This window comes from Desulfonatronum thiodismutans (assembly GCF_000717475.1).
GTDB classification, from domain to species: Bacteria; Desulfobacterota; Desulfovibrionia; order Desulfovibrionales; family Desulfonatronaceae; genus Desulfonatronum; species Desulfonatronum thiodismutans.
Map to the genome: position 1 here is coordinate 347,738 of NZ_JPIK01000005.1, position 12,158 is coordinate 359,895.

12 protein-coding genes are annotated in these 12,158 nt (G+C 60.6%); 4 read left to right on the top strand and 8 right to left on the bottom strand.

The window, feature by feature from the left end; translation table 11 throughout:
* Nucleotides 1-38: 38 nt before the first annotated feature.
* The 8 genes from GY33_RS0104940 to GY33_RS0104975 all read right to left on the bottom strand — a co-directional run bounded on the left by GY33_RS0104940 (nt 39) and on the right by GY33_RS0104975 (nt 7,679).
* Entirely contained in the window at nt 39-1,076 is a 1,038-nt protein-coding gene (locus tag GY33_RS0104940; protein WP_031386272.1) for a PilZ domain-containing protein, read from the bottom strand.
* Nucleotides 1,064-1,789, bottom strand: coding sequence for a hypothetical protein (locus GY33_RS0104945; protein WP_031386273.1), 726 nt, complete (start codon nt 1,787-1,789; stop codon nt 1,064-1,066). The genes GY33_RS0104940 and GY33_RS0104945 overlap by 13 nt, the downstream gene beginning before the upstream one ends.
* Before the next feature lie 14 nt (nt 1,790-1,803).
* Nucleotides 1,804-2,787 carry an MlaD family protein gene (locus GY33_RS0104950; RefSeq protein WP_031386274.1) on the bottom strand — a complete coding sequence of 328 codons (984 nt, stop codon included), beginning with the start codon at nt 2,785-2,787 and terminating at the stop codon, nt 1,804-1,806.
* Nucleotides 2,784-3,305 carry a P-loop NTPase family protein gene (locus GY33_RS0104955; protein ID WP_031386275.1) on the bottom strand — a complete coding sequence of 174 codons (522 nt, stop codon included), beginning with the start codon at nt 3,303-3,305 and terminating at the stop codon, nt 2,784-2,786. The genes GY33_RS0104950 and GY33_RS0104955 overlap by 4 nt, the downstream gene beginning before the upstream one ends.
* Nucleotides 3,306-3,332: 27 nt before the next feature.
* Complete coding sequence (locus GY33_RS0104960) at nt 3,333-4,112, bottom strand: ABC transporter permease (RefSeq protein WP_031386276.1); 780 nt, start codon at nt 4,110-4,112, stop codon at nt 3,333-3,335.
* Nucleotides 4,109-6,088: a tRNA uridine-5-carboxymethylaminomethyl(34) synthesis enzyme MnmG gene (gene mnmG, locus GY33_RS0104965; protein ID WP_051822296.1), complete on the bottom strand. Its 1,980-nt coding sequence runs from the start codon at nt 6,086-6,088 to the stop codon at nt 4,109-4,111. The genes GY33_RS0104960 and mnmG overlap by 4 nt, the downstream gene beginning before the upstream one ends.
* Before the next feature lie 70 nt (nt 6,089-6,158).
* Nucleotides 6,159-7,394, bottom strand: a complete 1,236-nt coding sequence (locus tag GY33_RS0104970) for a M20 family metallo-hydrolase (protein WP_031386278.1) — start codon at nt 7,392-7,394, stop codon at nt 6,159-6,161.
* A 30-nt stretch (nt 7,395-7,424) separates the two neighbouring features.
* The gene (locus GY33_RS0104975) at nt 7,425-7,679 is read right to left on the bottom strand and encodes a PxxKW family cysteine-rich protein (protein ID WP_051822297.1); all 255 of its coding nucleotides are present in this window, start codon (nt 7,677-7,679) and stop codon (nt 7,425-7,427) included.
* Between the two features lie 235 nt (nt 7,680-7,914).
* Here GY33_RS0104975 and GY33_RS0104980 point away from each other — a divergent pair, with 235 nt between their 5' ends.
* From GY33_RS0104980 to GY33_RS0104995, 4 genes are all read left to right on the top strand, one after another.
* On the top strand, nt 7,915-9,348 hold the full coding sequence (locus GY33_RS0104980; protein WP_326923840.1) for a circularly permuted type 2 ATP-grasp protein: 1,434 nt from the start codon (nt 7,915-7,917) through the stop codon (nt 9,346-9,348).
* 26 nt (nt 9,349-9,374) lie between these two features.
* Nucleotides 9,375-10,349: an alpha-E domain-containing protein gene (locus GY33_RS0104985; protein WP_031386281.1), complete on the top strand. Its 975-nt coding sequence runs from the start codon at nt 9,375-9,377 to the stop codon at nt 10,347-10,349.
* Nucleotides 10,350-10,424: 75 nt separating this feature from the next.
* On the top strand, nt 10,425-11,219 hold the full coding sequence (locus GY33_RS0104990) for a peptidase (protein ID WP_051822298.1): 795 nt from the start codon (nt 10,425-10,427) through the stop codon (nt 11,217-11,219).
* On the top strand, nt 11,216-12,094 hold the full coding sequence (locus tag GY33_RS0104995) for a transglutaminase family protein (RefSeq protein ID WP_031386283.1): 879 nt from the start codon (nt 11,216-11,218) through the stop codon (nt 12,092-12,094). Before GY33_RS0104990 ends, GY33_RS0104995 begins: the two co-directional genes overlap by 4 nt.
* Nucleotides 12,095-12,158 lie beyond the last annotated feature (64 nt).

Genomic DNA, 12,158 nt, shown 5'->3' on the forward strand with positions numbered 1-12,158 from the left:
ACCGCTGAGCTGGTGAGCTGTGAACCAGAAAAACGCCATCAAATCAGACCTTTTTCCCTATATAAACCCAAATGCCGCTTGAAAACCCAATCCTCGATTTCTTCAACACCTTTGCCGTCCAGAGACTTCCATCGTCTAAGTCCTTCCGTGCTGGGCAGGTGGGCGACGAAGGAGAGCCCGATCAGACGTTTGCCGTGGGTCGGGTCGACGAAAACATTCCGGATCTGGGTCAAGAGTTGGTAGGTTTTTGGAGGACCTTGCTCCGGGTCGCGTAGGACCAGGCGGATGTAGAACCGCTGGCCCTTTTCCAGATCCGTTCCCAGGGCCTTGGGCAACGGAGGACGGAGTTCCAACAAGAGCCCGCCGGCGGAAATATTCAGGATGTTGAGTGGGTTCTCCTGTCGGGTGACCAAGTACTCCAGAAGAGGCGGGTCTTCTTCGGGGTGGTCGAGATTGGAGAGGGTTTCCGGCCAGATCTGAACTTCGGGAATATCCTCGCTGGGCGGATCCAGGCGCAGATGCTCGCGACGTTGTTTGCGATCCAATTGGTCCGGGATGGCCAAGGTGATGCGCGGGATTGCTTGGCGGGAGTCGATGTCGATGATGGTGGTCGCGAAGGAGAAGAACAGCCATTTTGGTTCTTTGCGTTGCCGGGCGATTCTGAAGTAGCAGACGACGCTCCGCCCGACCCAGGACGGCTGGGGTTTGATGAATCCGGAAACTTCCAGCGTGATCCCGACGGCGGAATCAATGTCCGCGGGGGAACAGGTAAAGCCGATTCGCTGCGCGTTTTCGTCCTCGAACCGCAATTCATGCGTGGCACGCTGTTGAAGCGCTTCATTGAGGGTGTCCCGAATCTTGGTCGGTTCGTGGATGGAAAGCCCGGCGGTCCCGGATTTCCGGGCGCGACGATACAGGGTCCCGGCCACGGAAACCAGGGTGAGGAATACAATCAGGGCGACGGTTATGGTCAGAGGTTTTTGGGCGTCCGAAAAGCTGAAGCCCCAATTCTGGAAATAGAGTCCTGCCTGACTTACGGGCAGCGGAAAGGGAGCGAAAATGCTTACGGGGAACATGGTTGAATCAGACCGCGCAGGAGATCAACGCGGTTTTGGATGTGGTGAGCCTCGGCCGGGTCCGGAGTCAGGGACAGGATGAAGTTCCAGTCTTGGATGAGAAAGACGATCCAGCCTTGCCGGGCATCCAATTCGCGGGTCCGATGGATGAGTATCCGGGCCTGTTCCAACTGGTCGGCTTCCAAGGCGGCTTTGGCGGCCTTGCGCCCGTAGACGGAGGCGAAGAGCGGGTCCGGCTCCGCGCGAAGCATGGCGGCAAGTGCCGTGAACGCCGCTTGTTCGAGCATTTCGCGGTAGGCGCGGTCCGTCGGGGCGAGATTGTCTCCGGCTTGAATTTCGTGGGTCGTATCAATGCCGGGAAGGTTAATATCCGGACAGGCCAATCCGGTCTCGGCCAGGTTTCGGGCTGCCTCCAGGTGGTGGTCCGCGTCCAGGCCCAGGTATTGGTGCAACTTCCAGGCTATCAGGTGGTTTCGTGCGGCGGAGCAAAAGTCGTCCTGGAGCTGATAGCTTTCCAGGCTGCGCTCGAACAGTCCCTGGGCCTCGCACCAGCGGCCTTGCAGGAAAAGCTGGATGAATTCATGTCTTTGAGATTCAGCCAAACGCAGCGTGTCCGGAGGTGGGTACACGGCTCGCTGCGAGGAAGAACCGCAGGCCCACAAGGTCGGAAAAAAGGCGACGAGCAGGGCCAGGAACATGATGCGGGTCGACACCGTTTACTCTCCTTTTACGGCCAGGGATAGGCGTGTTCCGGTCCGGTCGCCTCTCGGCGGGAAAGCGGCCAGGTCTCCTTGAGCCGCAGCAACAGTTCCGTGCCCAGCCGCAGGCTGTATTCTCCCTGGCGGCGAAGGCTGATCAGGTCGTGGGTCGCGGTTTTCACGTCTTCGGAAATCTGAGTAATGTTGGCCAACAGCGGGGTGACGTTCTCTCGAATACCTTGGAATTCTACGACCAGAACGTTCATCTCTCGGATCAATCCGGCGATCTCTTCCTGGATTGGGGCCAAGTCCTCCACCCGCAGCTCGGCGGTGTCCAGAAGGCTGTTGATGCCCAGCATCGCGGTATCAGCGCGGCTGAGAATATGATCGATATGCTCGACGGGGCGAGGATCTTCGGTGAGGTAATGGATCAGGCCATGTTCAGCCAGCAGGCGTTCGGTGATGGTTTCAGCGTTGCCCAGAATGCTGCGCACAGGCCCGTCCTGGTCCACGAGGTAATCGGTCAAATCCCAGACGTTGATCACGATGGCCCGGAGCGCCTCGACCACCGGTTGCATTTCCTCAATCAGCTCGTTGATCCCGCCGACTCTGTCCAGGCGGATCACCGAACCCTCCTCCAGTACCGGGGAGGTTTCCGTTCCGGGGAGCAGCTTCAGGAAGCTGTTGCCGATGAAGCCCTCCTGGTCCAGGATGACCCTGGAGTCCTCGGTAAACCACTGCTGGTAGCGCTTCAGGACGCGGATGGTCATTCGGACCTGGTCCACCCGGTCCAGGGTCACTTCCGTGACCTGCCCGACGTTGAAGCCGGAGAGCCGAACGGGAATGCCCGGCTCGATCCGTTCGCCGGTCTGGCTGATCACGGTGTATTGGATGCGCTCGGCGAAGAGGTCCTTCTTGATCCCGATATAGACGATCAGAACGACCACGGCGACGAGGATGGCCAGCACGAAAAAGCCGACCTTGATTTCCAGGGTGCGTTGGTTGAGGCTCATGGCGTGAAGTTCAGGTCAATGATGGGGAATTCCAAGGAAGTATAGACATCCTGATCGTTTGACAAGCATGCGACCCAGAGAAAAACGTCTCGATCCAGGGTTTCCGCTGCCCGGTGCAGGATGTCGCAGTCGGAGCGGGAAATCATGGGTAAAAAAATAAAGGTCGATTCCATGGCCATGCAGCGGAGCAGATGCATTTTCAACAGCATCGGCCTGCTCATGAACTGGGCCCGTTGATCCAGGTTTTCATTCAATCCCAGGACGTCGACGAGACCCTGGATGTTTTTCCGGCAGGATTGCAGCGACATGGACTTGTGGTACATGCACCCCAGGACGATGTTCTCCAGTGCGGAAAGGTTGGTCAGAAAGGGGAAGTCGTCGCTAATGACCCCGATGTGGAAGTCGGACTGAACGACCATGGCCGTGAGTCGGGAAAGAGTGGACTCGTCCTCGGAAACCAGAAGCAGGTGTCGGCGCTGGGCCGTGAGGGAGGAAATGGAGACCGGGAACGTGGACATGACGTTTCGACGATTCGTTTGCATCCTCTAAAACAGGTTGAAGAGCACTTCCACGGCGATGATCAGGGTCACGGTCTGGATCATGCCCTGGATCAGCCGGATAGGAACTTCCGTAAAGGAACGCTGGACGCTGAGTCCGCGCTGCAGGGCCACCAGACAGACCAGGCCGGCCATGATCGTGGACTTGGCGATCATATTGGTCACGTCCGCTATGTCCACCGCGTCCAGTAGTCTGTCCAGGTAATTGGCAAAAGTAATGTCGTGCAGGAACCCCAGCGCGAAAAAACCGCCGAACAGCCCGACGATGCAGAAACAAAAGCTCATGCAAGGACCGGCGATCAAAAAGGCCGTCAGTCGCGGCAGATACAGATATTCCGCCACCGGAACGGCCAGGGCTTCCAGGGTGGCGATTTCCCGGTTGATTTTCATCAGGGCCACCTCGGTCAGCACCGCGGTTCCCGAGCGCAGAACAATGATCAGGGTGCAGGTGATGGGCGCGATGTAATGGAGCATGGCCGTGACCAGGTACTCCCCGATCTGCTCGTAGGCCCCCAGGCTGATCAGGACGCGCAGCAGAATATGCACCGTGACCGAGCCCAGGACCAGGGCCGCCACGATGATGATGGTCAGCGGCTGGACCGCGGTGAAGTAGACTTGACGGACAAGGACGAAAAATACGGCCGGGTTGAGAAAGGAAAGCCGTGCAAACGCCGAGCCGGTCTGGACCAGGATGCGGGCCATCCGGGTGTAGCTTTGGGACCGGTCGATGGCCCAACGACCCAGGGTTTGGACCAGAGGCAGGTTCATGGTTCGGGCGTGTTCGGCGGATTTGGCGGTGTGGAAGGCGTTTTCTCCATTTTACGCAGATGAATGCGCAGACATCCCAGGGCCGCCGGGGTGACGCCGGAAATCCGGCCGGCCTGGCCCAGGTTCAACGGCCTGACGCGACCCAACTTTTCCCGAACCTCACGGGAAAGTCCAGCAACATGTTCGAAGTTGAGATCCTCCGGCAAAAGGATGTGCTCCAGGGATTGGTCCCGTCCGGCCAGTTCCTGCTGACGGGTCAGGTATCCGGCGTATTTAACCCTGTTCTCCACCTCCTCGGTCACGTCCTGCTCCAGGCTTGCCAAGTCCGGCCAAAATTCGGTCAGGTCGTTCAGGCGCAGTTCCGGTCTACGGAGCAGTTCCTCCAGAGTGAGGGCCTTGCCCGGTAGAGCCGTGCCCCGTGACTCGCAGAACGCCCTGGTGGCGGCGTCGGGCCGGACCGTGACGGTGCGCAAGGCCTCCAGGGTGGCGTGCAGGGCGTCTTGTTTGCGCGAAAAAATTTGCCAGTGGTCGTCTCGGACCAGACCCTGGGTCTGGCCCAAAGGGGTCAGGCGCTGATCCGCGTTGCCTTCGCGCAGCAGCAGGCGGTGTTCGGCCCGGGAGGTGAACATTCGGTAGGGTTCGCGGGTTCCCTTTGTCACCAGGTCGTCCACCAGCACGGCCATGTAGGCTTGGTCGCGCCCGAGGAGAAAGGGCGGGGCATTGGTCAGAGCCGCGGCGATGTTCAGCGCGGCCCAGAGTCCCTGGGCCGCCGCTTCCTCGTAGCCGGATGTGCCGTTGATCTGGCCGGCCAGGTACAGACCGCGAACGGCCTTGGTTTCCAGGGTGGGCAAAAGCTGCTCCGGAAAGACGAAATCGTACTCAATGGCATAGCCGGGGCGGATAATCTGGGCCTTCTCCAGGCCGGGGATGGTCCGCAGCATGGCTCGCTGAATCTCCAGGGGCAGGCTGGTGGGCAGGCCGTTGGGGTAGACTTCCGGATGGTCCACGCCTTCGGGCTCCACGAAGACCTGGTGGCGGTCCTTGTCCGGGAATCGGGCGATTTTGTCCTCAATGGACGGGCAGTATCTCGCGCCGGTGCCCTGGATGATCCCGGTATACAGCGGGGAGCGGTCCAGACCGGAGCGGATCACGGCGTGGGTGGCCGCGTTGGTATGGGTCAGGTGGCAGGGAACCTGGGGCAGACGGATGCCGGGAGAATGAAAGCTGAAGGGGCGCGGCGGATCGTCCCCGGGTTGCGGGGTCATGGACTCGTAGTCGATGCTGTCGCGGCGCAGCCGGGGGACGGTGCCGGTCTTGAGCCGCCCTAATTCCAGGCCGAGCCGAAGCAGATCCGCGGAAAGCGATTTTGCCGGCGGGTCGCCAAGTCGCCCCCCGGAAAAGTGTTCCAGGCCGATATGGATCAAGCCGCGTAAAAAGGTTCCCGTGGTCAGGAGCACGGCCCGGGCGAGCAGGTTCTCGCCCAGATGGGTGCGCACGCCCATGACGCGTCCGTCCCTGTCCAGCAGACCGTCCACCATTTCCTGGCGGACCCAGAGCCGTTCCTGGGCAAAGACGTCTCGCTGGACCACCCGCATGTAGGCGTCCCGGTCGATCTGGGCCCGGGTGGCCCGGACAGCCGGCCCTTTACGGGTGTTCAGGATTCGGAACTGGATCCCGGCCTGGTCGGCCCAGACTCCCATGCATCCGCCCAGGGCGTCGATCTCTTTGACCATATGCCCCTTGGCCAGGCCGCCGATGGCCGGATTACAGGAAAGGTGGCCGATACGATCGATGTTGATGGTCAGCAGCAGAGTGGTCAGGCCCATCCGGGCCGCGGCCATGGCCGCCTCGCATCCGGCATGGCCGGCACCCACGACGATCACGTCGAACTGGTCCGGCTCCAAAGGCTTGCGATGGGTCTCGCGCCCGGAATGTTGGGAAGGGGGAGGGTCTTCAGCGGTGGAGGGAAGCGGCATGGGAGTGACGAATGGCCGTCGGGTCAAGCCCGGACGGTGCGGGAAGATTCAACCGGAGACTGGACCGGCTTCAGGACGGGTCGTCCATGCACAGGACATGAGCCATGACCTGGGCGTCGGCCAAGGTGTTCCGGATGGAAGAATGCTCGTTGGGCTGGTGGGCCGTGCCCAAAAGGGTGGACCAGACCACGCAGGGGATGCCTTGGCGGCGCAGAAACGAGGCCACGGTGCCGCCGCCGATGCCCATGGGCCTGGGGTTGGTCCCATGCACGGCCTGGACCGCGGTCAGCATGCGTTGGACAATGGGGCTGTCCGGCGAGGTGGCCGGTGCTGAACGGACTTCCTGGACGATCTCCCACTCCACGCGTACCCCGTGATCCGCGGCCACTTCGGCGCAGGTCTCGCTCACTGCGACCTGGATCTCATCCAGGTCGTATTCAACCAGGACCCGGCAGTCCAGATAAAAGACGTCCAGCCCGGGAATGGTGTTCACGTTGGGGACGTTGGCTTCCTTTTTCGTCGCTTCGAAGGTGGAGCTGGAGGGAAAGAACAGCGGGTCCTGGTGGTCGAAGCGGGCGTACAGGGAGCGCAGACGCAGGATCAAGTCCGACGCGGCGACCAGACTGTTGACGCCTTTTTGGGGGGTGGAGGCGTGACACTGTTTGCCGAAGACCGAGAACTTCAACCAAAGCAGGCTTTTCTCGGCCACTTCCACCATTTCTCCGTCCGCTGTTCCGAAGTCCGGGATCAGGATCAGATCCCGGGGACCGAAGAGGTCTCGGCGGTGGGTCAGCACGTAGTCCAATCCCTTGGCACTGGCGGTTTCTTCGTCCGCGACAAAGAGCATCCCGAAATTGATGGGCGGCGGCTCGGATCCGGCGAGCACGGCCTCGGCCACCAGCAAAGAGGCCACCAAGCCCTGGTGGTTGTCCTCCACGCCGCGTCCATAGATCAGATCCCCGTCCACCCGCAACTCGTAAGGGGGGCTGGTCCAGAGTTCCGCGTCACCCGGAGGGACGATGTCGGTATGGGAGATGACCCAGAAGGTCCGGGAGGCGTCCCGGCCCGGAATCACCGCGGCCAGATTGGGCCGAAAGCCGCAGGGCACGGTGTCGTCCGGAGCGGGAATTTCCTCGATCCGTAAGGCGCCCATGGATCGCAGCAGGCGCAGCAGATGTTCGGCTTTTTCCCGTTCACCGTGGCCGCCGTTGACAGGGCCTAGTGCCGGAATGGCCACCAGATCGCGTTGCAGTTCGATAACCCGGTCTCGTCCACCTGCGATGACGGAGCACAAAGCGTCACGCATCAGAGCAATATCCCAAACCAAGAGGGTTGTTTAACGGCCGCGAGCAGCGCGCTTGGAAGCCTTCAAGGGGTTGACCTTGATTTTGCCCTGCTTGTCCACGCTGGCCTTGACATGGGTGGCGAAGTTGCAGACTCCCAGAGCCCACTTGGCCTCGGGTTCGGCGTAGCTGCTGCAATGGCGCAACCCGTCGTCTTCCTTGATCCGTTCGCATCCTTCGCACTTTTCCACCACGGGCTGAAACACAAAGGCGCCGGCGGCGCCGTTTTTCGACTTTTCGACTTGCATCGCAAAACTCCTGAAAATGAAATTGGAAAAAGAGAGGTCTTTTATGGACAACCGCTTCGGTCTGTCAAGGTGAAGAGTTCAGAAAGCACATGCTTCTGGTTCTTGTTGGCCGGAATCTTTTGGCGTAGCGTTGTCTTTCTCAACAATGCCAACGCCGGGGGACAGCACGGAGGCTGGCGGGCAGGGAAATTATCCTCTCACCGTTTTTTTCAGCGAGGTGCTCATGCAGGCAGGGGTGAACTTTGACGGATACGAGATCGGGCCGTTTTACGACGAGATGTTCGAGGCTTCGGGCGTGGCCCGGCCTGGGACCAGGCTGTTGCTGGACAAGCTGCGCTCGTTGCCGGCCAATGAACTCCTGACCCGACAGGCCGCGGCGGAGAAGATTTTTTTTGATCTGGGGATCACGTTTTCCGTGTACGGCCACGAGCAGGGCGCGGAGAAGATTTTTCCTTTCGACATCGTGCCCCGGGTGATCGAGGCCGAGGAGTGGAACCACCTGGAGCGGGGTCTGAAGCAGCGTATTCAGGCCCTGAACCTGTTTCTGGACGACATCTACCACGACCAGAAGATTCTCCGGAACAACGTCGTCCCCCGAGACATCATCGAATCATCGGCGGGTTATTTTCCGGTCTGCCGGGGCTTGAATCCGCCTTTGGGCGTCTGGTGTCACATCACGGGCACGGACCTGGTCCGCGACGCCAACGGGGAATTCCATGTTCTGGAGGACAATCTGCGCTCGCCCTCGGGGGTGTCCTACGTCCTGGCCAACCGGCAGATCCTGAAGCGGACCTTCCCCCAAGTCTTCAGCGCTTCCAATGTCCGCTCCGTGGACACCTACCCGTCCCAGCTCCTGGACATGCTCCACTCCATCGCCCCGTCCAGGCAGACCCGGCCCAGCGTGGCCCTGCTGACCCCCGGGGTCCACAATTCAGCCTATTTCGAGCATTCCTTTCTGAGCCAGCAGACCGGCATCGAGTTGGTGGAAGGCGCGGACCTGGTGGTCCATGAGGGGTACGTGCATATGCGCACCACCAGGGGGTTGATCAAAGTTGACGTCGTTTACCGGCGGATCGGGGAGGATTTTCTGGACCCGCGGGTTTTCCGCGAGGACTCCCTGCTGGGCGTGCCCGGAATCATGGATGTCTATCGTCAAGGACGAGTGGCTCTGGCCAACGCGCCCGGAACCGGGGTGGCCGATGACAAGGCCGTGTACGCCTATGTGCCGGAGATCATCAAGTACTATCTGGGCGAAGACCCGATCATCCCCAACATCCCCACCTACATCTGCCGCGACCCCAGGCAGATGGCGCATGTTCTGGCCAACCTGGACTCCCTGGTGGTCAAGGCGGCCAACGAATCCGGCGGGTACGGAATGCTCATCGGTCCGGCCTCGACCAAGGCCGACCAGGAGGCCTTTGCCTCGAAGATCCGGCAGGACCCGCGCAACTATATCGCCCAGCCCACGGTTTCCCTGTCCCGCTGCCCGGTGATCGTGGGTGACCATTTCGAAGGCCGACATGTGGATCTGCGGCCCTATGTCCTGTACGGCAACGAGATTCAGGTCATTCCCGGCGGGTTGACCCGGGTCGCCCTGACCAAGGGTTCTTTGGTGGTCAACTCCTCCCAGGGCGGGGGGAGCAAGGACACCTGGGTCCTGGGACGATAACCCGGCAGTCAAGAGGAGAGAAGAGCATGTTGAGCAGAGACGCCGACGCCGTTTACTGGATGAGCAGATACCTGGAGCGGTCCAGCAATATCGCCCGGTTTCTGGACGTGAACTGGCATTTGACTCTGGACGTTCCCGAGGAAAAAGGCGAACAGTGGAAACCGCTGGTGGTCACCACCGGGGACTATGCCATCTTCAAGTCCCGCTACCCGGAACAACGTCCAGAGGACGTGCTGTACTTCCTGACCGCGGACGCCCAGAACCCCAATTCCATTCTTTCCAGTCTGCGGGCCGCCCGGCAGAACGCCTTTTCCGTGCGCAACAGCATTCCCACGGAAATGTGGGAGGCGGTGAACGTCTTCTATCACTATGTCAACGACACCTGCGTCCGACCTGAGGCGATCATTCGCGAGCCGGAGCGGTTCTGCGCCGAGGTCAAATGGCGCAACCTGATGATCGGGGGGATCGCCTCGGACATCATGGCCAACGACGAAGCCTGGCGTTTTTTCCGGCTGGGCCGACTCCTGGAGCGGGCGGACAAGACGTCCCGGATCGTGGACGTGAAGTATTTTCTCCTCCTGCCCAGCCTGGATCACGTGGGCATGGTTCTGGACCATGTCCAGTGGGCGGCACTGCTCAAGGCCGTGGGTGGGTTTCAGGCCTATCGACATGCTTTCGGCAAGATCGACCCGTCCAAAGTCGTCCAGTTCCTGATCCTGGACCACGACTTTCCCCGCTCCATTCTTTATTGCCTGACCGAGGCCCAGCAGTGCCTGCACGATATCACCGGAACGCGGATCGGCTATTTCTCCAACCCCGCGGAACTGCAAATGGGCCAGATCTGTGCCGGATTGTCCTACCACACCATTGAGGAAATTTTTGAACAGGGGCTGCACGAATTCACCGACGACCTGCAAATGCGGCTCAATGTCCTGGACCGGGCCATTTACGAAACATTTTTCTCTCGGCTTCCGGCCATTGACCAAAGTCAGCAGCAGTAGCAATAGAAGCAACAGGCATCGGACGCCCTGCCTTTTTTCCTTCCTTCACGACCATCAACCGGAGCATGTGCCGCAATGACCTTTTGTCTCGGGATCACCGTTGAAGATGGGCTGGTGGGCATCGCCGACACCCGGATCACCTCCGGAAACGAGCTGACCACCGCGCCCAAGATTACCAGTTTCGACTTTGAGAACGGTCACGGCGCGTTCTTCGTGATGACCTCCGGACTGCGCTCGGTCCGGGACAAGGTCATGACCTATTTCGAGGAAGAGGTGGCCGGGCTGGAAGAACCGTATGACCGGATGTTCAAGGCGGTCAATGCTCTGGCCCGTGAATTGCGCAAGGTGGCTGAGGAGGACGGGCCCTATCTGGAACGCAGCGGACTGCAGTTCAACCTGCACATCCTGGTGGGAGGGCAACTCAAGAACGATGCGGAACACCAGTTGTTCCTGCTCTATCCCGAGGGCAACTGGGTGATCATCACCCACGGCACGCCCTACCACATCATCGGGGAGAGCGGGTACGGCAAGCCGGTCCTGGATCGAACCTTGAAATATACGGACAAGTTGGCTTTTGCCCTGAAGGTGGGCTGCCTGGCTTTCGATTCCACCCGGATCAGCGCCTCGGACGTGGACTTTCCCGTTGACGTGATTCTTTATTCCAAGGGCAGCTACAAGCTGGTGGAACACCGCTTCGAGCAGGAAGAGCTGGCGGAGATTTCCAGCTGGTGGCAGGACAGGTTGCGCGCTCTGGTCCATGAACTGCCCTCGGAGTGGATCGAGAACATCGCCTCCAAGCTGACCCGGGTCCAGCGCACCTCCAGGATCAGGGCCAAAGCGGCTCTGGCCGCGGACGTGAAGAAAGAATGATCTTCTCCGTCGCTCACGTCACAACTTATGGCTATTCCCGTGCGGTCTTCCTGGAGCCCCACGCCGTTCGCCTTCTCCCGCGCCCCGATCCGGCGCAGCGTATTCTAGAGCATACGTTACGGTTCGAACCCGAACCCGCAGGGCAAGCCCGCGGCCTGGATCTCTGGGGCAACGGCTTCGTGCAGATCTGGTTTAACGACATGCACCAGAATCTGCGCATCGAGAGCATCTGCCGGGTGCAAACCCTACGTGCCAACCCCTTCGACTTCTTCCTGACCCGGGCGGCAGAGCACCTGCCCGTGGAGCTGACTCCGGTGGAACGCGTTGAACTGTGTTCGTGCCTGACTCGTCGCTATCCGGGCCGGAATTCCAAGGATATGGACGTGGGGACGGATCCGGTCAGCCTCCTTGCCGGCAACCTGGCCACCCAGGCCAACGCCTCCAGCATGGACTTTCTTCTGAACTTGAACAGATGGATTTTCGAGCACGTACAGCGCCAGGAGCGCCTCGAGCCCGGCGTGCTTGCCCCGCAAAGGCTGCTGGCCGAAGGAGTCGGCTCCTGCCGGGACTTGGCCGTGCTTTTCATGGAGATCTGCCGGGAAGCGGGTATCCCGGCCCGGTTCGTCAGCGGGTACCAGGAGGGTGATCCGGACGTGCCCGAGGCCGAGCTGCACGCCTGGGCCGAGGCCTACCTGCCGGGGATCGGCTGGCGGGGTTACGACCCGACCCACGGACTGGTGGTGGCCGATCGGCATATCTCCCTGGCCGCGGCTCCGGAACCGGAGCAAACCATGCCCCTGACCGGATCTTTTCGCGGCACCGGGGCCTTTTCCACAATCACCCACACGGTTCGGATGACGCCGGAAGCCGATTGATTTAGCTACTTGGCTCAGGTCCGCGATGTTTTTTCATGAAGGTCGGGTGCTTGAGAGCGTAACC

Bases quoted from the DNA above. Each gene is read 5' to 3' on its own strand.
- GY33_RS0104960 (WP_031386276.1), bottom strand. From the start codon at position 4,112: ATGAACCTGCCTCTGGTCCAAACCCTGGGTCGTTGGGCCATCGACCGG.
- GY33_RS0104990 (WP_051822298.1), top strand. From the start codon at position 10,425: ATGACCTTTTGTCTCGGGATCACCGTTGAAGATGGGCTGGTGGGCATC.
- GY33_RS0104995 (WP_031386283.1), top strand. From the start codon at position 11,216: ATGATCTTCTCCGTCGCTCACGTCACAACTTATGGCTATTCCCGTGCG.
- mnmG (WP_051822296.1), bottom strand. From the start codon at position 6,088: ATGCCGCTTCCCTCCACCGCTGAAGACCCTCCCCCTTCCCAACATTCC.
- GY33_RS0104985 (WP_031386281.1), top strand. From the start codon at position 9,375: ATGTTGAGCAGAGACGCCGACGCCGTTTACTGGATGAGCAGATACCTG.
- GY33_RS0104950 (WP_031386274.1), bottom strand. From the start codon at position 2,787: ATGAGCCTCAACCAACGCACCCTGGAAATCAAGGTCGGCTTTTTCGTG.
- GY33_RS0104975 (WP_051822297.1), bottom strand. From the start codon at position 7,679: ATGCAAGTCGAAAAGTCGAAAAACGGCGCCGCCGGCGCCTTTGTGTTT.
- GY33_RS0104955 (WP_031386275.1), bottom strand. From the start codon at position 3,305: ATGTCCACGTTCCCGGTCTCCATTTCCTCCCTCACGGCCCAGCGCCGA.
- GY33_RS0104940 (WP_031386272.1), bottom strand. From the start codon at position 1,076: ATGTTCCCCGTAAGCATTTTCGCTCCCTTTCCGCTGCCCGTAAGTCAG.
- GY33_RS0104970 (WP_031386278.1), bottom strand. From the start codon at position 7,394: ATGCGTGACGCTTTGTGCTCCGTCATCGCAGGTGGACGAGACCGGGTT.